Raw genomic sequence first — 23,490 nt, 5'->3', positions numbered from 1 at the left:
CTCAGTGCGTCACCAGCAGTTTGGCCACCATATCGCCCCCAGGATTGTAGACGACGGTCTGCACCGCGCCATCGGCTCCCGACGAGACATCCAAGGTCTGCCCTGGGCTCATCGCCACGTTAACGTGACCGCCGATCACCGTTTTGACGGTGAGTGTCTCGCCCGTGCCGCCACCAGCCATGCGGTTGATATCGTCAGTCGTAAGCGTGAAGTTGGTAGTCGTTCCGGCACTACTTACGTCGAGCGTACTGACGTGCTGAATCGACGGCGATAAATTGGAAAATGAGAATGTTGAGTTCGGTGCAAATGAACCCGCCGCGAACTCTACGGTATTGTTGCCGGTTCCGCCATCGACAAGCGAGTGCGATGCGGCGGAAATGAAGTCCTCGCCAACAATAATGATGTCATTGCCCCCGCCACCGTGGACCGTAGCGCCGTCTCCGGAATGGCTGACATCGATGATGTCGTTCCCGCTGCCACCAGTGATAGTTGCATGCCCCGCACCGGTGCCAGCGTTCAGGTTCAAACCAACTGTCTGACCGGATCCGTCGATCGTGTCCCCCAAACCGCTTCCCATCACGTTCTGAATGTGGGTCACCTTGCCGGTACCGTCGCCTCCCGACAGATCGCCTGCAGTAGTGTCTGTCCCCAAATTCACTGATACCGAGCTTACTGCGTGGGTCAGGCTTAACGTATTCGTTCCGTCCCCGCCATCGATGAACACGTTGGCAGCGCCCCCCGGATCGATCGTATCGTCGCCATCGCCACCGAGAATGGACTGTGTCGAGGTTGTGCCAATCAGCGTATCGTTGCCGTCACCGCCGATGATTTTTTCGATATTGAAAACCGTGCCGTCGCCGTCAGCACCGGAAAAAGTATTTGCGCCCAGATCCACCTGCACCGCACCCGTGGTGCCCGAAAACGTCAGCGTATCGGTGCCGGTTCCACCGTCGATGATCACGCCATGCGCCCCGCCCGGATTGATGATATCGTCGCCACTGCCGCCGATCACCCGCTGGAAGTTGGAGATTGTCTCCGAGCCGAAGTCGCCGGTGACCGTTCCTGCACCAAGGTTGATCGTCAGAGGGCTGGTCGCGTCTTCCAGCGACAAGGTATTGACGCCGCCGCCGCCGTCCAAAGTCAAACCATCGACCCCGGCACCCTTGAAGATGTCGTCGCCGCTGCTTCCCACGACGGCGACCATATCGGAAAAGGTCAGACTCGTGAACGAGTCGGCGCCGTAAGTTCCCGAGGCAGTTCCGCTCGCGTGGCCACCGACACTACCGTCGCTCAGATCGATGACGATTGCCGATCCCGCCCCGGCTCCGGCGAACGACAGTGTCGTCCCCCCCTGCGCGTCGCCGAAGAGGGTGTCATTGCCACCACCGCTATCCACCGTGCTGATCCCGGCGGCGGCGATGATGGTGTCGTCTCCACTCGAGCCGATCACATTCTGAAAATTGGTGACGACTTCCGAACCAAAGCTGCCCGTCACCGTCCCCGCGAGAAGATTCACATTCACGCCATCCGTCATCCCCTGGAAGCTGAGCGTGTTCACGCCACCACCGCCATTGAGGTTGGCGCCTGCAATGGCGCCGATAAAGGTGTCGTCATGGTTCGAACCGACGAAGCCTCGAACATTCGTGAACGTGTCTGAGCCGTAGCCGCCGGTGACGCTGCCATGGTTGAGATCGATGGTGACCGCCGCCTTCGAGTTTGCATAAGTCAACGTGGTCATCGTCACGGTGCTGCCGATAATCACGTCATTGCCCTGCCCCGGATCGATCAGGGTTGGCGCGTCGTCGGAGGCCGTGATCGTGTCGTCGAACTGGCTTCCAATAATGTTCTGGATATTGCTCAAGCTGCCAGCACCGTCGCCCCCCGAGAACGTGCCGTCTTTCAGACTCACTTCCACGCTACTCGTCGCGCTGGCGAAGCTCAGCGTATTCGTCCCGCCGCCACCGTTGATGATCACACTCGCAGCGCCCCCCGGGTCGATCGTGTCGTCGCCGTCACCTCCATCAATCAACAAAGTGTCGACTCTGCCGGTCAGGATGTCGTTGCCGTTGCCACCGACGAGATTCTGGATGTTGCTGACCTTGCCTTTGCCGTAGGCATCGGTGAAGGTGCCGGCGCTCAGATTCACGACCACGTCCCCCGTGAAATCCGCAAAGGTCAGCGTGTTGGTGCCATGGGCACCGCCATCGATCGTCACGTTGGCCGCTTTGCCGGGATTAAACGTATCGTCGCCCGCGCCACCGACGAGTGATAACGTGTCCGTGGTGCCCGTCAGCGTGTTACCACCGTCACCACCGATGACATGCTGGATGTGGGTGACCGTACCCCCGCCGTTTCCAGAGAAGGTTCCGGCGGCCAGATTCACAGTCACCTCATCCGTGGTCCCTACAAAAGTCAGCGTATTGTTGGTCCCGGTGCCACCGTCGATGGACACATGGGTCGCGCCCCCGGCATTGATCGTGTTGTTGCCGCCGCCACCGAAGATGGACAGGGTATCGCTGCGGCCCGTCAAGACGTCGTTGCCATCGCTGCCAACGAGATTCTGTATGTGGATGACCGTGCCTGCGCCCGCTGCGCCGGAAAAGGTACCGTCGCTCAAATTCGCGGTCACGCCGTTGAAACCCGCAAAGGTCAGCGTATTGTTGTTGCCCCCACCGCCGTCGATGCTGATGTTCTTGGCACCGCCCGGATTGATCGTGTCGTTTCCTTTGCCACCGACGATGGATAAGGTATCGGCCCTGCCCTTTATGTAGTCATCGCCATCGCCACCGACGACTCTCTGGATGTGAGTGACAATACCGCTGGTGTCGGCGGTAGACATGGTGCCTACGAACAGATTTACCGTCACCGAATCCGTGTAGCCCTCAAAGCTCAACGTATTGATGCCGTCGCCGCCGTCGATGTACACAGAATGCCCGGCCCCGGCTCCCCCGGGGTTGATCACGGCATTCCCTGCGCCACCATTAATGGATAAGGTGTCGGTCGTCCCCGTCAGAATGTTATTGCCGCTGCCGCCCACGAGATTCTGGATGTTGGTGACCTCGCCGTTACCATCGGCACCAGAAAACTGGCCTGTTTGCAGATTCGCGGTCACGTCCCCATTGGTGCCCACAAAGCTCAGCGTATTGTTGCCGCCTGTACCGCCGTCGATGACCACATAAGTCGCGCCCCCCGGATCGAACGTATCGTTACCGTTGCCCCCCCTGATGAACTGGGTATCGACCATGCCCGTCAGGAAATCGTTGCCGTCGCCGCCGATGAGATTCTGCACGTTGGAGACCGAACCGTTACCGTCGGCGCCGGAAAACTCCCCCGCTCTCAGATTCGCGACCACATCGCCCGTGGTGCCTGCGAAGCTCAACGTATTGTTGGTGCCGCCGCCACCATTGATGACGATGTTGCTGGCGCCCCCCGGGTCGAACGTGTCGTCGCCTGCGCCGCCAGTCATGAACCTGGTGTCGGTCGTGCCCGTCAGGAAGTCGTTGCCATTGCCGCCGATGAGATTCTGGATGTCGACAACCGTGCCACTACCGCCACCACCGGAGAATTCACCCGTTTTCAGATTCGCGACCACGTCCCCCGTGGCGCCCGCGAAGGTCAGCGTATTGTTGGTGCCACCACCACCGTTGATGACGACATTGCTGGCGCCCCCCGGATCGAACGTGTCGTCGCCCAGCCCCCCAACCATGGATTTGGTGTCGGTCGTGCCCGTCAGGAAGTCGTTGCCATCGCCACCGATGAGATTCTGCACGTTGGAGACCGAGCCGTTACCGTCGGCACCGGAGAATTCGCCCGTCTTCAGATTGGCGGTCACATCCCCCTTCGTGCCCGCAAAGCTCAGCGTATTGTTGCCGCCAGCGCCGCCTTCAATGACCACATAAGTTGCGCCGCCCGGATCGAACGTATCGTCACCCCCGCCCCCTTTGATGGACTTGGTGCCGGTCGTGCCCGTCAGGAAGTCATTGCCATCGCCGCCGACGAGATTCTGGACGTTGACGACCGTGCCGCAACCGTCGGCACCGGCGAATTCGCCTGTTTTCAGATTCGCGACCACATCACCGGCGGTGCCCGCGAAGCTCAGCGTATTGTTGCCGCCACCGCCGTTGATAGCGACGTTAATGGCACCGCCCGGATCGAACGTGTCGTCGCCCTCTCCTCCAATCATGGACTTGGTATCGGTCGTGCCCGTCAGGAAGTCGTTGCCATCGCCACCGACGAGATTCTGGACGTTGGAGACCCTGCCGTTACCGTCGGCGCCGGAGAATTCGCCCGTTTTCAGATTCGCGGTCACATCACCCTTCGTGCCCGCAAAACTCAGCGTATTGTTGCCGCCGGCACCGCCCTCAATGACCACATAAGTCGCGCCGCCCGGATCGAACGTGTCGTTGCCCCCGCCCCCTTTGATGGACGTGGTGTTGGTCGTCCCCGTCAGCGTGTCGTTGCCATTGCCGCCAATGAGATTCTCGACGTTGACGACCGTGCCGTTACCACCGGCGCCGGAAAAGACGCCCGTTTTCAGATTGGCGACCACGTCCCCCGAGGTGCCCTCGAAGCTCAACGTATCGATGCCGCCACCACCGTCGATGGCGACGTTCAACGCGCCGCCCGGCTTGATCGTGTCGTTGCCGGCCCCGCCGGTGATCCCAACCGTATCGGTCGTACCGATGATCGTGTCGCCGAAGTCCGAGCCGATCACTTTCTGGATATGCTTGACCGTATCCGCCGCCACGCCCCCGCCGGTGACGGTCCCCGCTCCCAGATCGACGACCACGCTGGCCTTCGCGTTCGCGTAGCTCACCGTGTTGACGCCACCGTTGCCGTCGATGTTGTTACCGCCCGTACCGCTCACGATCGTATCGTCGTTCAAGCCGCCGACGATCGTGTCGTTACCGCCTGCCACGATGTTGTAGCCGATCCCCTGAGCCGGAAGCACAAGGGTGGATTCGCCCGTATGAGGGTCGACATAGAGCCCGTCGTCGGCCGAACCCGGCGTCACGTCTTTGACGACGACGGTCTGCACCCAGTCGACAGAGACCAGGTCGCCGCCCTGATCCACCACCATCGTGAAAGTCAATTGATTACTGCTGTGAATCACGGCGTTGGGATCGACCGCGACCATGGGATAAGTCACGGGAATGTCGTACTGATTCTCGCCGTTGGGGCTGGCGAACTTCGTGAGATCGATCGTGTACGTACCATCGGCATTCCGGGTGGCGCCTGGAATCGTCCAGTCCGCCGGCACGCCACTGAGCGTCAGGCTTTTCGGCACCCCCGCCCCGGTCATGGTGAGGTGCATGATCTTGGTGAACGTCCCCCCATCGCCCTGATTGGCGATGAAAGTCTTCCCCTCCGGCACCTGCACCGTCGCGATGGCCGTTTGCGCAGGTGGCGACGAATCCTTATTCGCCCCCGGCGCACCATACGGGCCATAAATCGTATTGCCTGATTCGACAATATCCGTCGAGGCCAGCAGCACAACGTTCATCGTGACCTTGCCGACATGGATCACCTGAGGTGAGCCCGGATCGGTCGGAGGGGAGCCGGTGCGCCCGGCCGGCGGAACGATCTGCGGGGGCTCCTGAGCGTCAAACTTCCTCAGATGAACCTCGTCGGGATTGCCGTCGCCTTGCTCGTTGCCGTTGCCTGCCTTGAGCAGCTCGCCGATCGCGGGCGTCGCAGGCGGCGTGGGCTCGGCCGAGGCCGTCGCCTTCTGCGACTGTTCCAGTTCCTGCTTCGTTTCGGCCAGCGTCTGCTTCGTGCTTTCGAGTGCTTTCTGCGTTTGAGCGAGCGCTTTCTCGGTATGCGCCAGCTTCGCGGCATTGGCGGCATTGGCGGCATTCGCCGCGTCTTTGCTCGCGTCTTGCGGAACCAATGTCTTGACCGTATCGGCGACAACCACCTGGCCCATACTCGGCAGCAAATGGCTTTTCAACAGCGTTGGCGCACCGTGTTCAAACGTCACCTGCAAAGGGTGAGCGCTGTCGAACGCCTCCGGGCCCGCACCGGCGAGCACTACCCGCTCGCCGCTCTTGAGCTCCAGAACGACGTCGACACCCTGAACGTAGTAGCGCGAGACCGCCGACGCCTGCACGGGAATGTCGATTGTCTGGCCGTGCGTGACCGGCACGATAAGGGCGTGACCGCCCGATGCTGTTTGCTGTTTCGTATCCATCTGAATCCTCCTGCCCCAACCTAGGGTCAAGCCACCACAACGAGGGCGCTCAATGTTCGAAGCACGTCCTCAAACCAATCAACTACGGCGCTCGGGGGCATGCACGTCAGTCGGCGGCCGGCCTGTCTCGGCAATCTGTGCCGACACCTCACTGAGCAAGACCTCGAAACTTGACTGGAACGTGACGATGGCGCCCGACAGGCGCGACACCGAATCCGCCGCCAATTTGGCCGCTCTGACCATCGTGGCCGCTTCGCCGGTGTGAGCCGCCTGAACGGCCGACACTTCGGAGAGGCGCCCACTCAGATCGGCCAGCATGTGCTCAACCTTCTCGTGCTCGCGCGCGTCCTGCACCTGACGTTGTGCTTCCTGTACCCGACGTTCCTTGCCCTGCAATTGCACCGTTTCATGCAGTTCGCCCAACACCGGAACGACACCGGCATGCAAAGACTCGTGAATACGCGCCAGACTTTGCTGCGAATCCGCCTGGGCTTGCCGTGCCGCAGCCATATCCTCAATAAAGGCATCGGTTTGCCTTTGGATGGTCTCGCTCAACTTCGCCGCGTCGTCGTGATGCATGTGCGTAGCCGACAACAGCGACTGCGCCTGATGCGCGAATTGCTCGGAGAAATTCGTCATGCGGTCCAGGCCAATGGCCATCTGCGAGGCCAGTTGCATGATCTGCTGAGGCGACAGCGCCTCGACGGGTGCCGCGCTCTCCTCTTCGACGTTGACAACCTCATCGACGGTCCGACGGGCGGCATGCTCGATGCGGTAACTGAACGCGGACAAGCTGCTGATCATCAGACCGAGGATCAGCGACCCCATCAGGCCAAACAACGACGCGCTGAACGACGTGCCCATCCCCGACAGCGGCCCTTCAATCCCCTCGATCAGGGCCATCACCGCCTTGTCGGCGTTGCCGTCGGTGTTCGACGACGTGATGCTGGTGATGAAGCTCGCCGTGTTCTGCAGCGTCTCCAGCAGCCCGATGAAGGTGCCGAACAGCCCCATGGCGATCATGAAACCCGAAAGAAAATTCGGCAGCGACAAGCTCTCTCCATAGGCGCCCTTGACCGCTTCAAAGGCCCGCAGCAGCGATACCTGCTCGATACGGTTGTTCAGTTGCCCGCGCAATCCACCGAGAACATTGAGCAGTTCCGCCATATGCGTTTCGCGATTGGCAATCTTTTTGGCCGCCGCAAGAGGATCGGCCACCTTCGCATAAACCGCGGTGAACTGGTTCAGGGTTTGAACTTCGCGCTGGAACGCCACCCCGCGTTGCAGACACACGTAAATCCCGATGACGCCGGCGGCCATGATCGACAGATTCAATGTCGGATTACGGCTCACCACATCGACAATGAATTCCCGAAAAATCACCCCGCCGATCAGGATCACGATCAACGGCAACATCAGCCCGACCCAGTACCTCGACGTTTTAATCATGTTCCGCCCCTCTTAAGTAAATCCGTTCCAATCTCATGAAATCTGTTCCTGCTCGCCAAGCCTTAACGCGCCTCTCGAAACGCGCTTTCGTAGAATCGGAAAGCTGGCGAGAGCAGGTACTGCATCGCCGTTCGCTCACCGACCACCACATCGAGAACGGCCGTCATCCCCGGCACGACAGGCTTGGCAAACTTGCCATGCGCCTGCGTCTTTGCCAGCACGCGCACGCTCATCCGGTAAAAGCGATCGCCATGCGCGTCGGCGATCGTGTCCGCGCTGACTTCTTCGACGGTGCCGGCCAGTGTTCCCAGGGCCGCGTAGTCGTAAGCACTGAAACGTATCTTCACCGGCAGCCCTGCGCGGATTTCTCCGCGGTCCGACGGCCTGATGCGCCCCTCGATCAACACGCTATCGTCGATAGGCGTCAACTCCACGATCGGCTCGCCCGGCTTGACCACGCCACCTATCGTGTTGATGTAGACATGGTTGACGATTCCATCGACCGGCGAGCGCACTTCGGTGCGCTCGAGGCGATCGGATTGCGAGCGCAATTCCTGTTCGGTTCGCGAAAATTCCAACTGACTCGTCGCCAGCTCCGCGCTTGCCTCCGAGCGCCGCCGCGCGTCGTATTCGGCAATGCGCGCCTGGGCCTCCTTGGCTGCACCGCCGAGCTTGACCAGTTCGGCCTGCGTCTCCTGAATCGCACTACTCAAGCGCTGCACACGGCTTTGCGCCTCCAGTGACTCCAGCGACGAAGCCGCCTTCTGCGCGACCAGCCCGGTAATCAGACGCAGTTGGCTCTGCGCAATGGCGATCTCGCCTTGCAGGCTCGACAACCGTGTTCTCGCCACCGCAATCTCGCTGTTCTTCTGCGCAAGCTCTTCCTTCATCACCGAGCGTTGCCGCTCGGCCTGCGTCCTTCGTGCCTCGAAGGCCTCGATCTCCGAACGGATCAGCGGCGAGTCTTTCTCCGTGCCATCGGCCAATACCATCGGGCCATCCTGTGCCTCGGCCTGCAAGCGCGACATCTTCACGCGAAGGTAGGCCATCTTGGATTCGTCGGCGCTGCGCGCGGCGCTGGCCTGTGTATCCTGTACCCGCACCAGTACATCGCCGCGACGAACCTGTTCGCCTTCGCGTACCCGTATCTGACTGATGATGCCGCCCTCCAGATGCTGAACAATCTGGCTGTGCCCGGACGGCACGACTCGGCCATCGCCGCGCACGATGCGGGCGATAGGCATGAAACACGACCAGATGAGGAGCGCCAGCACGCACACGGCCAACGCCACGACAAACCCCTTCGGGGTCACGGTAATGGGTCTACGGTGTGCCATTTGATGCAGCCGTCTGTGGCGAAATCGGTTGGATCAACACGTCCTGGGATTGCCCGGTGTCCTTGTGATCGATGATTTCGATGTCGATCATGGCCGCAGACCAGCCCGCTTCGATCAAGGCATTGCGCACTCCAAGCGCCCGGTAGTACGAAAGACGCCGCGAATCCGAATAGCCCACGCCCAGGGTCGCCGCGGCGATCACCTTGAGGTGCATACCAGGACGCGACTTCAACGGCATCGTCAGGCTATTCAATTTCGCTTTGGCCTGCGTATCCAACTCGTAACCTTGATCCGCATAGACCACTCGCAAGGCACTTCCCGTGCCAGTCACGGTAGGTGGATTCTTGCCCGCTCCGGGGCGCGCACCGAGGTAATCGCCGTGGTCCGCCTTAATAGGATCGGGGTCCCCAAGCACGCCTGTGACGTTCGTGCTGGCGCTGACCGGTTGCTGGGGCGATAGCAACGCCTGTGAATCCTGGCTCTTCTGAGTCGCCTCAGCCTTGGACTCCTGACTCGGCGTTTTCGCCTCCTGTGGCGGCGAGGGAGGCGACGCGCTCTGGGGAGAGGGAGACGCCGACGCGGCACTCGCTGCTTTCGCTTGTTGTTCCAGGGCCGACTGAACAATGCGCCCGGAATTGAGCTTGTAGTGCAGCATCAGGATCATGAAGATCATGACCATGAAGATCATGGCCATGATCATGTTCGCCAACGCATCGACGAAGCCAGGCCAATAGTTGTTGTTTTCCCCGCCATGTCCAGCCATGTTCGATTCCTGTTTGGTCTAGTGCTCGATTGCTTGAGGTGCTCTGGGCGACTTACGGCGTCGCGGTCGTCTTTGCGTTTTCGTCGTAGAGCGCCGCGAACGTGCCAACGTCCTTGAGGACCTGATACGTTGCCTGGCGCTCGGCGACGAACAGCTTCACGATACTCACTCGGCTTTGATAGAGTTTTTGGTACGTATCGAGTACATCGAGAAGCGATCGGTTGGCCGACGCCATCTGCGCATCGAACGCCTTGGCGACCTGGCTATTAGCCTTGTTTTCTTCGCGGGCGATCGATAACTGCAAGCGGACCGAATCCAATGCCAGGTAATTGACGGTCAATCGCTCGCGCGCCTTGGCAACCGTGTCGTCGAGTTTCAACTTCAGCTCATTGATCTGCTCGGCCTGAGCGCGAGCGGCGGAATAATCGCTGCCGCCGCTAAACACATTCATCGACATGACGAGCATCACGCGCTTGTCGCGAGTGGACCCGCTGATGCCGCTGGCATTGCGCTGGTAGTAATCGCCAGCCTCGATCGCCACCTTGGGCAATACGCCCGCGCGCGTGCTGGCCCGGTCGTAGTCAGCAGCTTCGATCTGCTTGCGCAACCCCTGAAGCCCTGGGTTGACGGCGAGCATCTGATCGATGGCCTCCTCCGGGGTATCCGGCAACAACGTCTTGATCGGTGAGACCAGAAGTGCGGAAGGTCGCACGCGCGTCAAGCGCACATAGGCGACTTGTGCCCGCTCGTATTGACTGCGGGCATCGACCATATCCCGGTCGGCAGCGAGCGACATCGCGTAGACGCGGTCGCGATCCGCATGCGTCGCGCCCCCGCCCGCTGCGCGGCGCGTCATATAGCCCAACAACGACTGCATGCGCTCCCGATGTTCCTGCGCTAAATCGATCAGTAATTGAAATTGCAGCAATTGGTCGAACGCCTGCGCCGTTTCGAAGAAGACGTCCGTTTGCGTCTGGTCTCGCTTGTCCGATGCGGCTGCGGCAAGCTTGTCGTCGCGCCGATACGCTTGCAGCGCCGGTATATCGATCACCGGCTGACGCAACACGACTGTCGAATCCACTCGTGTGTGATTCGGCAAAGCGATCGGATTATTCTTCGCAGTCTCGTCGGACGAGGTCGAATGCTCGTGGCCGCCCTGAATCTGAACATCCAGACGAGGCCCGTAATGTCCAGCGGTACTGCGCGCCGCCCAGCGTGCCGAATTGGCCGACGCTTGCGCAGCGCCCAACGCGTCACTATGCGAATCCGCCAGGGCAAGCGACCGGCCGAGCGTCACCATGTCGTCGATGGCGGCATCCTGCGCAGCTTTCGGCGTGCTTAGCGGAATCGTGACTGCACGGCCGACGCTGCCGACTTCGAGCAGTGACGCCATGATCGTATCCATCGATTTGGTGCTGCTTTTCACGACGGGTTGCGGGTCGAGCGCATGTGCCACACCCAATGCGCCACTCAACAGAATGACAAGAACGGCCGCAGGCACCTTATGACTTTGTCCGCGCGGACTTTTCTTGACAGGACGAAATCGCCGTAGATTCTGCGAGTGCCGAGACATATTTTTTTCAACCTTTCTAAGAATGAGACAGATGGGCTTCTGTGCCTCGTTCACGCCTCGGTGCCTGGTTTTCCACCCCATCGGCAGCGAACCGCTTCGACCCCGGAACCTGTGAGCGCCGCATACGTTCGGTGATCGGCTCGACCCACGCCACGCCCAATTTGTGAGGCATAGGAATGCATCATGAGCCGACGACAAGGACACGCTCCCCTTCACGGCGACACGTTAAGTGAGGGTGAGAAAATACGCATTTGAATAGCGGCAATTTCCCTTTGAAACGCAGAACGGGACGCAGATGCACGTCGTTGTCGACGCGAGGCATCTGCCGGGACGATGGGAAGCTGACCTCCGTCGGCAACCAAAGATGTACGGCTCCGATCGCGACGAGCCGAAAAAAAACCGCCTCTGAAAGAGGCGGTTCAGGCTCCATGCCACTGCGGGGACAGGATATGGAGGATGCATGGTGTGCATCGTCGGGGTAGATCACCTGCCGGGGGCTTCCCCCTTGAGGAAGGGGTCGCGCAGATGATCCAAAAACAGAGTAATCGCCGGCATATCGTCCATGCAAGCACACTCAGGCACCCTGGTGCGGACCGAGCGGATATTCAATCGCGACTATCGAAAATCCAAAGCCCCCAAGCGATCACGGCGTCATCTGACCGTGTACCCGCGCCCTTCCATGCAGGCGCCATACGCGCGCCAATAGGTATCGATCTGCGACATCTTCGCGCCTTGTGCCATCTCGGCCTCGGCGACGTAGCGACCCCGCTGTCGCGCACCGCCCGCAACGGCACCTACCGTTGCCCCGACTGCCGCAGCATGCCCCACGTTGTTGTGCCCAAGCTCACCGACAACAGCGCCTGCCGCTGCCCCGCGGGCGGCGCCTACGGCGCGCCCACCCACCGGCACCGGCGGAGGCACCGTCTGCATCGCCAACATGGTCGGATCGATGCCGGTGTTTTGCCGTGCCCATCCGTAACATGCCCCGTCGTCATTCATCTGACGCTCCATACTTTGGCCATGCGCCGGATAGACACTTGGCTTCTGAGCGAATGCGGGTACGGCAAGCGTCAGCCCCAACGCCAATATCACAAGTTTCATTAAGATTTCCTGTTGCTAGAAGATGAGCGTGCCCGTTGCCATGAACGTCTGCGTGCTCTTGAATCGATTGGTGCTGGAAACGGTCGGCACCCAGCGCGCCGAGACGGACAAAGGCAGTTTCCCGTCGATCTTGGTGTCATAGGTCACGATCGGGCCAAGCGCCACATCCTGCCCACGAAAGCCGCCCAGACGATCTGCGGTAGCGCCGCTATCGTGGCCAAGTTGCTGCGTCGTGCCCACGACGAGACCCACGCCCAGGCCATTCGCGAATTTCTTCAACCCCATCACGTCGAGCGTGAACAATGGCGCGTTCTGATAGCCGGTAGCGTTATTGCGCGTGTAGAACTGCACGCCGGCCACGACGTCGAACTCCAGTCCATACGACGGCACGTACTTCGTATAGGCCACCTGGGGAATGAAAGTCCAGTTGTTCAGGCCCGTATTAGCCAACGAGTTGGGATCGTACTGCCCGGTCGGTGCCCAGATGTTGAGCGAGAACGCAATGTGATCGTTCTGCGAGAAGTGATACCCGGCAATGATCGGTGCGAAGCTGATATCGAACAGGTTGGATGCGCGCTGTGAGGTACTCGCGCTGTGACCACCCACGCCCAGCGACGCTTTCACGTTGGTCCACATATAGGGCAGCGTGAAGCTCGACGCGAAATTCCATCCTCCCGCGCTCGTCCCCCATGTCCTCATCAGCGTGGCGAGCGTGAAGGCAATCTGTCCGTCAAGCCCGAGCGACGTCTTGCCCGCCACGGGCACTTGCCGATTTCCTCCTACGCTCCCGTCGAAATAGATCTGGGAGAAGCTCGCGATCCAGATCGGATCGGGCGACACAACCCCGATACCGGGCTGTACGGCCGTACCGGTAATCGGGCGCCCTAGCGCACCTTCCGTGGCGCTGGCGGGGGCGGCTGTCACCAGGAGCGCCGCGGCACCCAATGCGAAAGCAGGCCGCCGGAGCGAGGCCGCGCTGGGTGAAATCCGGCGAAACAGACGGGGTGGCATCACGAGAAAGTCCTCATGCGTCAAGGCCGGGCATGCGCCTGGCGTTGGTCGAAATATCAATGGAAATGGTTGGGGGCCGGTGTCAAGCGCTAAGGCTTCCGGCCACGATTACCGGGAAGCGAGAGATGCGGCCGACGAGTCGATGCAAACGCATTTGGCGCAGCCTCACCTCAATATCGGATGCATCGGATGCGATTGCCCTGTCGCGACGCACTCGTGCACATCGATTGCCGCCAACGAAGACATCTGCCTGTTCGTGCGAGAAAAATAGTAGAAATTCGGAATGCCAGCATTTGAATAACCGTCGTTTTTCTTTGAATCGCAACCAGAGCCCAATCGTCCGGCCCCCATAGGCTTTTGCATTCGGACAACAAAAATCGCCCACGAGTGAAGTCGCAGGCGAGCATGCACGTTCATGCGGTTGCGGCGCTCGGAGTGTCACCGCGCGAAGCAGACGCGTCGAATCAGAATGTTTCAAATCGCTCGCGATGACAAGCCACAAACGGCGGAGCGAGACAAATTGGAGAGGAAAATGAGACGGTGGGATCTTGTGCCAAAAGGGCTGCGTGACAGAATAAGCCGTACCGATAATTGACTGCGAATTACCACCCATAAGGAAGAGCGATGCAGAAACGAAACCCCATGTCGATGGTCGCGGCTGCGTTCGTCGTTGGCAGCCTTGCGCTCGCCGGTTGCACGACCACCGCCGACAAACCTGACACCGCTGCGACCAATGCGTCCAAGAGCGCCGCCATCGACGCCAGCGTCGACGCAACGTTGTCGCGTCTTTACTCCACCGTCAAAGGTTCTCGTGAGCTTGTCGCGAAATCGCGCGGCGTGCTGGTCTTCCCGGAGGTGATCCAGGCGGGCTTCATCGTGGGCGGACAGTCCGGCAATGGCGCGCTGCGCATTGGCGGCAACTCGGTCGGCTACTACAACACGTCGTCGCTGTCGGTGGGTCTTCAGGCCGGCGCGCAGTCGAAGGCAATCGTCTTCTTGTTCATGACGCAGAGTGCGCTCGACGAGTTCCGCCATTCGGAAGGCTGGGCAGCGGGTGCAGGGGCGTCGGTCGCGCTGGTGAAGGTCGGTGCAAACGGTGCCGTCGACACCACCACCGCCACCGCACCCGTTCAGGTCGTCGTGATGACCAACACCGGTTTGATGGGCGATGTGTCGATCAACGGCACGAAGGTCACGAAGCTCAAGCTCTGACACCGTGATGGGAATGCGCGGGGAGCCGCATCCGGCCCCTGCGCCAATGTCGGAGACGGCGCTGTGCAAGGCGGCCGGGAATCTGCAAGTACGTCAGGATCGCGATCAAACGGCCTTTGCAAAAGTTCAAAGGCAAGGCGTGGCGAGCATTGCTAAGGTGAATCATGGCGTCGGCCCCATCTCGAGCCGAAAGCGCCCACTCAATGCGGTGGCAAGTCTGGGTAATACGGTTTAGCGAAAACTGCCAACGCATCTCCCGCGCAAGCACCGGATGCTTGCAGAGCCTCACGCCTTTCCCCGGATTTCTTGCCTACCTGACATGACAACTCGCGATACCACCCCTGTCCTGCAACGCCTCAATACCCACTGCGCGATGGCGCTGGAGGCCGCCGCGAGTCTCTGCAAGCTACGACTTTCCGACGAGATCACCGTCGAACACTGGTTGCTGACGCTTCTCGAAGCCGGCGATGGCGACATCCCCGCCATCATGAATCACTACGGCATCGACGTGGATGTCCTCTGGGACGTCTTGATGTCCACCATCGACCGCCTGCCGCGCAATCTGCGCAAGGAACCGATACTGTCCTCGCAGTTGGTGAGCCTGCTGCACGCCTGCGCCGACCATCGCCACTGGCCGATCCGTTCGGCTAACTTGCTTCAGGTCATCGTCGATTCCCCGCATGTGTTACGCGCCCCGTCTCTCTGGCCGTTGTTGAATTTCAGCAGCACTCAGGTCGGCAAGCTTCTCCCCGAACTTGGCGCACAAACATGCGAAACGCCGCAACCCCTCAGTGCCCCTTCCGCGCTCGTCGAGTCGATGTTGCAAACCTCGTTCGAGTCGAGCATGGCCGGCACGGGAGCCTCGTGCGGCGCATCGGCATCCAGCGGCGGGGGTACCGTTGCACCGTTGGCACGCTACACAACCGATCTGACGGAGTGCGCACGCAGCGGAGAACTCGATGATGTTTTCGGGCGCGATCGGGAGATCCAGCGAGTGGTGGAAGTCCTTGCCAAGAGTCGAAAGAACAGCCCGATTCTGGTTGGCGACCCCGGCGTGGGAAAAACCGCCCTGATCGATGGTCTGGCGCTGCGCGTGGCCAATGGCGATGTCCCCGATGTGATTCGCGATCTTCGTATCCTGGCGCTCAACCTCGAGTCACTGAGGACCAACGCCGAAAACGGGGCAGAATTCCAACAGCAGCTGAGTGCCGTCATTGATGCCGTGCAGGCATCCGCCGAGCCGGTACTTCTGTTTATTGACGAAGTCCAAACGCTCTTCAACCCCCATCGCACGATACACGGCACCGACATTGCCAATCTGTTCAAGCGCACACTTGCCTGCGGCGACGTCAGAACGATCACAACGACGACGTGGGCCGAATACAAGACGATCTTCGAGCACGACGCCACACTGGCGCGCCGTTGCCAGATGATCGAGGTCGACGAGCCGGACGACGATGCCGCCTGCCTGATGCTGCGCGGACTCAAGTGGCACTACGCGACTTTCCATCGGGTGCACGTTCGCGACGAAGCGCTGGTGGCCGCCGTTAAACTCGCGCGTCGTTACATACCGACGCGCAAGCTACCGGAGAAGGCCTTCGACTTGCTCGATGCCGCCGCCGGTCGCGTAAGGATGTCATTGGACGTCGAACCTGCGGCGCTTCAACAAGCCTCGGCAACACTCAGCGCGCTTGAAATTGAACAGGCGACGCTCGAATTCGATGTCGCGGAAGGCGGCACCAGCGCATCCCAACGATTGAAGGATCTCGAGGTCTCCCTTCATGCAGCCAGAGCGGAAGTCGACGACGTTCGCGTGCGCTGCGCGAGCGAGCGCGAACTTGTCGATGCCATAAGAGCACAGCGCGACGCGGCGCCTGAGGCGCGCGATGCCTACGCGTTGGCACTCGCCTGCGAAGCGCTGGCTCAAGCGCAGGACGCGCCGCCGCTGGTGTCCGCTGACGTCGATGCACGGGTTGTTGCGCAGATCGTGTCCGAGTGGACAGGGATTCCAGTCGGCAATCTGATGGTCGACGAGCCGCGCGACCTCCTCTCGCTGGATGCGCCTTTGAGATCGCGTGTGGCCGGTCAACAAGACGCCGTGCAGGGACTCGTCGAGCACCTGCGCACCGCCAATGCCGGACTCACGCCGGAGCATGCTCCGGCGGGGGCGTTTCTGCTAACCGGCCCCTCGGGCGTCGGGAAAACAGAAACGGCATTAGCGTTGGCCGACATCTTGTTCGGCAGTGAGGCAGCGCTTATCCCGCTCAACTTTTCCGAACACCGGGAATCGCACAGCGTGTTCCGGCTAACCGGAACGTTGCCGGAAGCCGTCGGCCACGGGCTGGAAGGCGTGTTGACCGAGGCCGTGCGTCAACGGCCGTACAGCGTGGTTCTGCTCGACGAGCTTGAGTATGCGCCTCGGGATGTCCTTGACCTGCTCTGCCGAATCTTCGATGGCCGCGTGACGCGCGATGACGACGGGCGGGCCATCGATTTCCGCAACTGCGTCTTTCTGATGACGTCGAGTATCGGGGCCAACACGATCGAGTCTATGGCCGCGACCCACGCGGATGCGGGCCAAGACACACTGCTCGACGCGATTCGACCGGCGATGACGTCACGCTTCCCCAGCGCGTTGCTGGCTCGCGTTCAGACCCTGGTGTACCGCCCCCTGGATACGCCGGCGCTCGGGGACGTGGTGCAGATGAAGCTCGCCAAAGTCGCGCAGCGCCTGAAGCGCAAGCGTGGGATCACGCTTCTCGCAGACGACTCGCTGGTGACGATGCTGGTACGACGGTGCCTCACACTGAATGCCGGTGCACACGGCGTGGACGCCTATCTCAACCAGCAAATCCTGCCCAGAATCTCGCGGGAAATCCTGGCGAGCCGGGTCTCGGGCGACGCACCGCAATGCCTCTCGCTGACGATGTCGCAAGACGGACAGTTGGCTATCCATGTCGCGGCCGACATCCCGCGCCAATAGCCGTCACCGTTTCATTTGGGTGGTCTGACGCCGGCGCTGGCAGCCTTCAGAAGGTCGTCGGAAAATGGCGCTAGTTTTTTCAACGGTACCGAGACCGGTTCGACCAAATGCTCCGTGGCCGGATTTGCGTAATTCAACAGATGCGAATAGAGGCTAGCCACGCCCTGATCGGCAAGCTCGAACGAAAAGGCCAGTTCACGCGCCTCGCTCGGCGTTACGCCAAACCGCGCCCGAAAGGCCCGCAGAAAATGGTTGCTCCCGGAAAAAGCCAGCTCGTGCGCGAGACGTGTAATGGACGAGGCCCCTCGCCCGCCCCCCTGCGTCAGTGCGCGATAAGCCGCGTCCAGTCGCTTGTTGCGAATCACCGTTGCGATACCACCGTCGGCCTCGAAAATACGATAGAGATGCGCACGTGAGACGCGGAATCGCGCGATGATGGCATCCAGCCCCAAGGAGGGGGACGTGAGATTGGCGTTGATATAGGAGAGAACCTGACTGCGCAAGACGCGCGAGAGCACCGAGTCTTCGTTGAATAGCGCCGCATCGGATTTCTTGGCGAGGATCTCGGCGAGCAGATTGACAGCGCCGCTCTCGACACCGAGCGCCTCCTCGCCCTCGATCTCGCCTGCCACGTCCGCCAAGCTAACGAGAAAGCCGGCGAGCAGCCGAGTGACGGCATGCTCCGCCTTGAGTACGGTGCCGTGGATGCTCCGCCCGCCCGTGGATTTGTCGATGGCTTCACGTGGGACGATCAAGCTCACCGTAGCGCCAGGACTAATCTGTGTGTTGGCAACGCGCGAAAGATCCATCGCGATGATGTCCCCGGGACGCACCACAACGGGTCGGCCATCGCAATCGCCATCCAGCGTGCCCGAAACGAATAACTGAATCAGGTATTGATCGAGACTGGTGCTCAACGCCAACTTCCGGCTTCGCTCATGTCGCTGTGAATTGAAAGCCGTCTCGCCGACCAAAAGCCTGCCGATATGCGTTGACGTCAATGCACCTTCGAGATTCCCGCCCTTTTCACTCTTGATATGACGCGCATCGAAGAACGGGCTGATGATCTTTCGGCAAGCGTCGTTGCGCACCTCGGGAAGGAGGTAGGCAGTCGAAAATGTGACGCCGTTAGTCGACTGCAGGCCGTAAGCGTCCGCTCCGGAGTTGGTGGGCATGCCTAAATTTCCTTAGCACCATCGTTCAATATGTGGAACCCGAAGACATCACGCATTGGTTGTCTTCACCGGAACCCATGTTAGGGGCACCTACAGAAATATGAGGAAGTGATGTCGCCCGCAATCGGTAAAAATACCACTAATTTAGCCAAACTAAGCATCTAGACTCCGTTTCTGCAACGTCGCTTTCTGTCTATTCGTCTTGTCTGACCTCACATACCCTTCCGATTCCGTCATTCGAATCGCCTTGCATTTACGCGAGGATCACCTATCACCTAGCACTACATATGAATATATGGAATTTTGTATGCAAGACACATAGGATCATTCAACGCGCTGAGGTAACCGAATTGTCCTCTCCCTCGCGGTCCACCATTGACGACTGTCCATTGGCGCGGAATTGGGAAGGCGTCAGTCCAGTGTGTTTCTTGAATGCGACGCTGAAATTACACGGACTCCGGAAACCGACTTCATGCGCCACATCCGTGATCGAAATGCCTGAGTGTTGCAGCAACCATGCTGCGCGCCCCAGCTTTTCTCGCCGCAGGTACTCGGATACGGACACCCCGAGCTTTTCCTTAAAGTCCCGAGACAAGCGACGATCACTCGCTCCTACGGCGTTAGCCAACGTCTTCGCACTCATGTCGGCGATCCGGCCACCGTTGATCAACGTCATCGCGGTGCGCGTGCTCCGAGATGCGCGGTCAGCGCGTTGAAGCTCTACCGGATCGCTCGCACTACGCGCGATGCGAATTTGGAGCCGCAGGCGCGCAATCAACTCCTCCGGCATGAAGGGGAACACGATGCAGTCAGATGCCCCGGACGCCAACGCACGGCTACGAGCCTCACTGGCCCCCTCGACATCGATGTAAATGACGGGAACGCCACGAAGGCGGGGGGCGCCGCTCACCAGGCAGCAGAACGCTCTGGCATCCATTCCGGTGAGCGCGCCATCGACGACGAAAGCGGTCGGCGCAGACACGAGGGCTTCGTAATAGCTCGTCCACCCATCGCTCACCACCCGCACGTCGAAGAGTTGCGCGCGAAGTTCGCCAACCACATCAGCGAACGCCTCGGGGCGCTCGTTCAGTATCCAGATCGTGGAGCGCACCGTGGCATTGGTGCCAGCTCGACTCCCATCCCCACGCGAGGGGATGGGGCGCTGCGGGTTCATCATGGCGTCGCTCCCGCATAGTCGCTGCACCGCCATCGAGACGCGCCGGCGGCGGCCACCAGATCAGTCACCGTTACGGCACATCCGTCTTCGCAGTCGTCACGCAATCCAAACCGGTATTCGGAAGGGGTTTTCCCAATCTCCTGCCGGAATGCCGTCGCAAAGTTGGCGCCATCGCAAAACCCCAGAAGTTCGGCGATCGCGGTCACGCTCATGTTGCTTCCCTTGAGCAGCACCGTCGCAATTTCCATGCGGCGTCGCTTGAGAAATCGCACGATGCTATAGCCCAGAACAGTCCGGAAGGCGGCGTCTAGATGTCCCACCGAAACGCCAATGCGTGAAGCCAGAGATTGCTGAGAGATGTTGCCGATCTCGGTTTGGGCAAGGTACTTCACAGCGAGATGATAGATTTCGTGTTTGCGCGATCCCGTAATCTCCTGCCCCTCCCCTGACGACGGAACTGCGGCAAATGTCGGTCGATGCTTGAGATGCATGCCGATGCGTAAATCCAGCTCCTTGGCAGATGCGCCCGAATCGATGTAGTCGACGGCGCCGGCCCTGAAACATCGCACCCGCAGCGCAGGCTCCTGGACGGGGCCGAACGCAATGATCGATGTGTCGTGTTGCCGCAAGACGTCATGACAGCGGGAAATCGCGTCGACGTTCGAATCGCGAACGCCGACCAGTACCAGATCGGGCAATTCGCCGTCTGTGCAGCCCCCCAAAGCCTCGATAAGGCTTCGCACCACGCGAAGACCGATACCGCTTGAATAGACGCTTTCTCTGATGCCCGTCATGTGACTGATTCCACCGTCCACCAATACATAACGATCGGATTGTGATTGCAGTTGCATGGCATTCCCCCGTTGATACAAGCCAGACACTCTCGCTATCGGAAGCCGATAAGTCCTTTTTTCCCGTATGGCACGCCTCCACCGTTAAGCCTTCGTGGTTGCTGCTCATCCAATCGATCCGGCCGAATGGCATCTCGGGGATCATGGGAGCATTTTCGTCAACATGGGAGAACATGGCTCTCCCTTGCGTCTCAGAATTCGGTCTCTTTTGTCTCCCCCTTCCCCAATCGGGTAGCAACAGGGGGTGAGACAGCCCGTCAACGCTTTCAAATCATTGACGCCATCGCGTCGTTACGCGACGCCTGCATTGCCACGATAGAAGCTGATGAGTTGTTGATTCGTCAGAAGCCCCAGCTTGTGTTGCGCACTGCGTTTGTGCTTGCTCACGGTCTTTGGACTTCGATTCAAACGTTTGGCAATCTCGGAGATCGTTAATCCATCGTTGGCGTACAGTCTGACGACCTCGAATTCCGAGCGAGTCAGCTCCACATCTCGCCCAAGCTGACTGTCGGGAATCTCCGCATCGCGAAGCAAACTCCGGATCTCCGGGCTGATGAATCGCTGGTCCCGGGAGACGGCCCGCAGGGCCAGCACCAGATCGTGAAGACTGCCGCTTTTGTCCACAATTCCGGCAACGCCCCGCGCGATCAACATGTTCACGACGCCGTGATTGCGAATCTCCGTGAAAACGACAACCGGGATGCCGGGAAACAATCGGCGCAAGCGTTCGACCAGCACCAGGCCATCGCACTCCGAAGACGACGGCATCGACAGATCGGCGACAACGACATCGCACGGCGTTTCACGCAGCACGCGAATCAGTCCCTCGACCGATTCGGCCTCGCCCACTACGCGCCCCATGTCATTGCTCTCGATCACCGCTCGCATGCCATAACGAACCACAGAATGATCGTCAGCAAGAATTACGCGCATTTCCTTCTCCCTACCTTGTGAAAAACGTATCGCAGTCGCCCGGCGGATCACGAACCCGTGGGGCACGTGTGCTGCGCTGGGCTTGCGCCCGCCTGGCATCGCTCAGCCAGTCGGGAAATAAAAAGATGAAACGGCATCGGACGGCCGAACAGATAGCCTTGCAGAATCGGGACGCCCCGCTCGCACAGGTAATCGCGCTGGCGCGATGTCTCAACGCCTTCGGCAATGATGATCAGCCCCAGCTTCATCGCCATCTCCAGAATGCTGTCGAGCACTCGCTGGGAGAGGGCTCCCCCACCGATCTTGGCCACGAAGGTCTTGTCGATCTTCACGGCATCCATATCGAAGTCGCGAAGGTAGCCAAGACTTGAATGCCCGACGCCAAAATCATCGATGGCAATCTTGATGCCGCGCGCGTGCAGCGCGTCGATTATTGCGATGGTGCCGACTTCGGAGTCCAGCAAATCGCGCTCCGTGACTTCGAGCACAAGTTGCACGCGCCCCTTACCCAGCGCTGCTTGCAATGCGTCGCAATCCGAGATGATCGAGCGTTCGCTCATATGGCGCGCGCTCACGTTGAAACTCAGCCGGAAATTCGGCGGCAGCGTCACATCGGCCATCATTTCCCCAACCGAGTGAAACAGGGCCTGTGTCATCGGCACGATGAGTCCGCTCGACTCGGCCAGCGGGATAAAGCTGTCCGGCATCACCACGCCCTCCTTCGGGTGAATCCACCGAACGAGAATCTCCGCACCGATCCATCGCCCTTCCTGTGCGCAAACCAGCGGCTGAAAATAGGGGACGAACTCACCGAACTGCAATGCCCGCACCATTTCATGACGCCGCGAGCCGACGGCAGCCAGCCCCCGCTTCACAACGCCGCCGACAAGCACGCTCAGCATCGCGAAGGCGATCAACAATCCGGAATAGTCGGCGATCACGCGCCGCGCCAGCTCCAGCTTGGGACTATCCGCCCGGACCAGCACGGGGAACCGCTTGGAACGCAACACAACCGTGCTACTCGGGGCGCTCGACGGCACGGTAATGAGCCCCTCTTTCCCGATAGACACCGACCCGACGTGCACGGTCATCTCGATGCCGTCGCGTGCCATCAGCACCAGCACATCGCGGACGTGCCGTCCGTCAACGGCGACAATCGCACCGCGGCCTTGCGCGGCGCTCCGATACAAGAACAGAGTGGAGTCGGGAAGGGTCCCGCTGTGGGGAAGAATCTGTAGACGACCGTCGATGTAGTCCGAGACATCGTGTTCGCGGTGGTAATTACCGTACAGCGAACTGCAGTAGACAGTGGAGGTATCGACAAACAAATCCACCGACCTGACGAACAGTACCGAGTCGACTTGCTTGCGCAGGTCCAGGACCACGTCGTTACAGTTTCTTCCTGCCTCGCCGCGCACTCTCGCTGCCGCCTCGGCCGCATTGCCCAGCATCCAGTCGACGTGGACAAGCACCCGGTGGGCTTGCAGTTCGACCTCCTCGTCCAGCGCCCGGCTCGCATGCCAATACGCGAGGCAGACCGCCGCGATCATGGGGACGACGGCTACGGCAATGGCGATCCAGAGGTGCCAACGCCGAGGAAATGCAAATCTACCCGCTTCATTCGCTTGCACGCCCCCCCCTTGGACACAGACTCGATGGATGATCGGGGGCGTCGCCAGTGGGTCAACGCTCCCCGCAACACAAGCCTATTGAATGTCCCTCGCCATCATCTTTG

At 60.3% G+C, this 23,490-nt stretch carries 14 protein-coding genes; 2 read left to right on the top strand and 12 right to left on the bottom strand.

Annotation, left to right across the window (positions count from 1 at the left end):
* Position 1: 1 nt before the first annotated feature.
* From PI93_RS12805 to PI93_RS12775, 7 genes are all read right to left on the bottom strand, one after another.
* A complete protein-coding gene (locus PI93_RS12805; protein ID WP_159372145.1) occupies positions 2–6,145 on the bottom strand; it encodes a beta strand repeat-containing protein in 6,144 nt (2,047 codons plus the stop codon).
* Positions 6,146–6,268: 123 nt separating this feature from the next.
* Entirely contained in the window at positions 6,269–7,465 is a 1,197-nt protein-coding gene (locus tag PI93_RS12800) for a hypothetical protein (RefSeq protein ID WP_144402265.1), read from the bottom strand.
* 236 nt (positions 7,466–7,701) lie between these two features.
* A complete protein-coding gene (locus PI93_RS12795) occupies positions 7,702–8,976 on the bottom strand; it encodes an HlyD family type I secretion periplasmic adaptor subunit (protein ID WP_080759235.1) in 1,275 nt (424 codons plus the stop codon).
* Positions 8,963–9,739, bottom strand: a complete 777-nt coding sequence (locus PI93_RS12790; RefSeq protein ID WP_039371492.1) for an OmpA family protein — start codon at positions 9,737–9,739, stop codon at positions 8,963–8,965. Before PI93_RS12790 ends, PI93_RS12795 begins: the two co-directional genes overlap by 14 nt.
* 52 nt (positions 9,740–9,791) lie before the next feature.
* Positions 9,792–11,240, bottom strand: a complete 1,449-nt coding sequence (locus PI93_RS12785) for a TolC family protein (protein ID WP_158453270.1) — start codon at positions 11,238–11,240, stop codon at positions 9,792–9,794.
* A 723-nt stretch (positions 11,241–11,963) separates the two neighbouring features.
* Positions 11,964–12,413, bottom strand: a complete 450-nt coding sequence (locus PI93_RS12780) for a hypothetical protein (RefSeq protein ID WP_039371487.1) — start codon at positions 12,411–12,413, stop codon at positions 11,964–11,966.
* Between the two features lie 15 nt (positions 12,414–12,428).
* Positions 12,429–13,337, bottom strand: a complete 909-nt coding sequence (locus PI93_RS12775; RefSeq protein WP_306439075.1) for a SphA family protein — start codon at positions 13,335–13,337, stop codon at positions 12,429–12,431.
* Between the two features lie 711 nt (positions 13,338–14,048).
* Between PI93_RS12775 and PI93_RS12770 the strand changes: the two genes are divergently transcribed.
* Together PI93_RS12770 and PI93_RS12765 are read left to right on the top strand one after the other, a co-directional pair.
* On the top strand, positions 14,049–14,636 hold the full coding sequence (locus PI93_RS12770) for a BPSL1445 family SYLF domain-containing lipoprotein (RefSeq protein WP_039371484.1): 588 nt from the start codon (positions 14,049–14,051) through the stop codon (positions 14,634–14,636).
* 319 nt (positions 14,637–14,955) lie between these two features.
* Positions 14,956–17,619 carry an AAA family ATPase gene (locus tag PI93_RS12765; protein WP_039371478.1) on the top strand — a complete coding sequence of 888 codons (2,664 nt, stop codon included), beginning with the start codon at positions 14,956–14,958 and terminating at the stop codon, positions 17,617–17,619.
* Between the two features lie 11 nt (positions 17,620–17,630).
* Here the strand turns inward: PI93_RS12765 and PI93_RS12760 are convergent, their stop codons facing one another.
* The 5 genes from PI93_RS12760 to PI93_RS12740 all read right to left on the bottom strand — a co-directional run bounded on the left by PI93_RS12760 (position 17,631) and on the right by PI93_RS12740 (position 23,305).
* Positions 17,631–18,794, bottom strand: coding sequence for a helix-turn-helix domain-containing protein (locus PI93_RS12760; RefSeq protein WP_052240728.1), 1,164 nt, complete (start codon positions 18,792–18,794; stop codon positions 17,631–17,633).
* A gap of 328 nt (positions 18,795–19,122) precedes the next feature.
* On the bottom strand, positions 19,123–19,971 hold the full coding sequence (locus PI93_RS12755; RefSeq protein WP_052240727.1) for a helix-turn-helix domain-containing protein: 849 nt from the start codon (positions 19,969–19,971) through the stop codon (positions 19,123–19,125).
* Entirely contained in the window at positions 19,968–20,822 is an 855-nt protein-coding gene (locus PI93_RS12750) for a helix-turn-helix domain-containing protein (RefSeq protein WP_080759231.1), read from the bottom strand. Before PI93_RS12750 ends, PI93_RS12755 begins: the two co-directional genes overlap by 4 nt.
* Before the next feature lie 291 nt (positions 20,823–21,113).
* A complete protein-coding gene (locus tag PI93_RS12745) occupies positions 21,114–21,821 on the bottom strand; it encodes a response regulator transcription factor (protein WP_158453269.1) in 708 nt (235 codons plus the stop codon).
* Positions 21,803–23,305 (bottom strand): EAL domain-containing protein, encoded by a 1,503-nt coding sequence (locus PI93_RS12740; RefSeq protein WP_052240726.1) that lies wholly within the window; start codon positions 23,303–23,305, stop codon positions 21,803–21,805. The genes PI93_RS12745 and PI93_RS12740 overlap by 19 nt, the downstream gene beginning before the upstream one ends.
* Between the last annotated feature and the right edge of the window lie 185 nt (positions 23,306–23,490).

It is taken from the genome of Pandoraea fibrosis (assembly GCF_000807775.2).
In the GTDB taxonomy this organism is placed as follows: domain Bacteria; phylum Pseudomonadota; class Gammaproteobacteria; order Burkholderiales; family Burkholderiaceae; genus Pandoraea; species Pandoraea fibrosis.
Note: the sequence above shows the minus strand (reverse complement) of the source record. Positions and strands in the feature narration are given on the sequence as shown.

What these genes read in the sequence shown, in the direction of transcription:
- PI93_RS12795 (WP_080759235.1), bottom strand. Translation starts at nt 8,976, where the DNA reads ATGGCACACCGTAGACCCATTACCGTGACCCCGAAGGGGTTTGTCGTG.
- PI93_RS12790 (WP_039371492.1), bottom strand. Translation starts at nt 9,739, where the DNA reads ATGGCTGGACATGGCGGGGAAAACAACAACTATTGGCCTGGCTTCGTC.
- PI93_RS12780 (WP_039371487.1), bottom strand. Translation starts at nt 12,413, where the DNA reads ATGAAACTTGTGATATTGGCGTTGGGGCTGACGCTTGCCGTACCCGCA.
- PI93_RS12770 (WP_039371484.1), top strand. Translation starts at nt 14,049, where the DNA reads ATGCAGAAACGAAACCCCATGTCGATGGTCGCGGCTGCGTTCGTCGTT.
- PI93_RS12765 (WP_039371478.1), top strand. Translation starts at nt 14,956, where the DNA reads ATGACAACTCGCGATACCACCCCTGTCCTGCAACGCCTCAATACCCAC.
- PI93_RS12760 (WP_052240728.1), bottom strand. Translation starts at nt 18,794, where the DNA reads ATGCCCACCAACTCCGGAGCGGACGCTTACGGCCTGCAGTCGACTAAC.
- PI93_RS12755 (WP_052240727.1), bottom strand. Translation starts at nt 19,971, where the DNA reads ATGATGAACCCGCAGCGCCCCATCCCCTCGCGTGGGGATGGGAGTCGA.
- PI93_RS12750 (WP_080759231.1), bottom strand. Translation starts at nt 20,822, where the DNA reads ATGCAACTGCAATCACAATCCGATCGTTATGTATTGGTGGACGGTGGA.
- PI93_RS12740 (WP_052240726.1), bottom strand. Translation starts at nt 23,305, where the DNA reads ATGATCGCGGCGGTCTGCCTCGCGTATTGGCATGCGAGCCGGGCGCTG.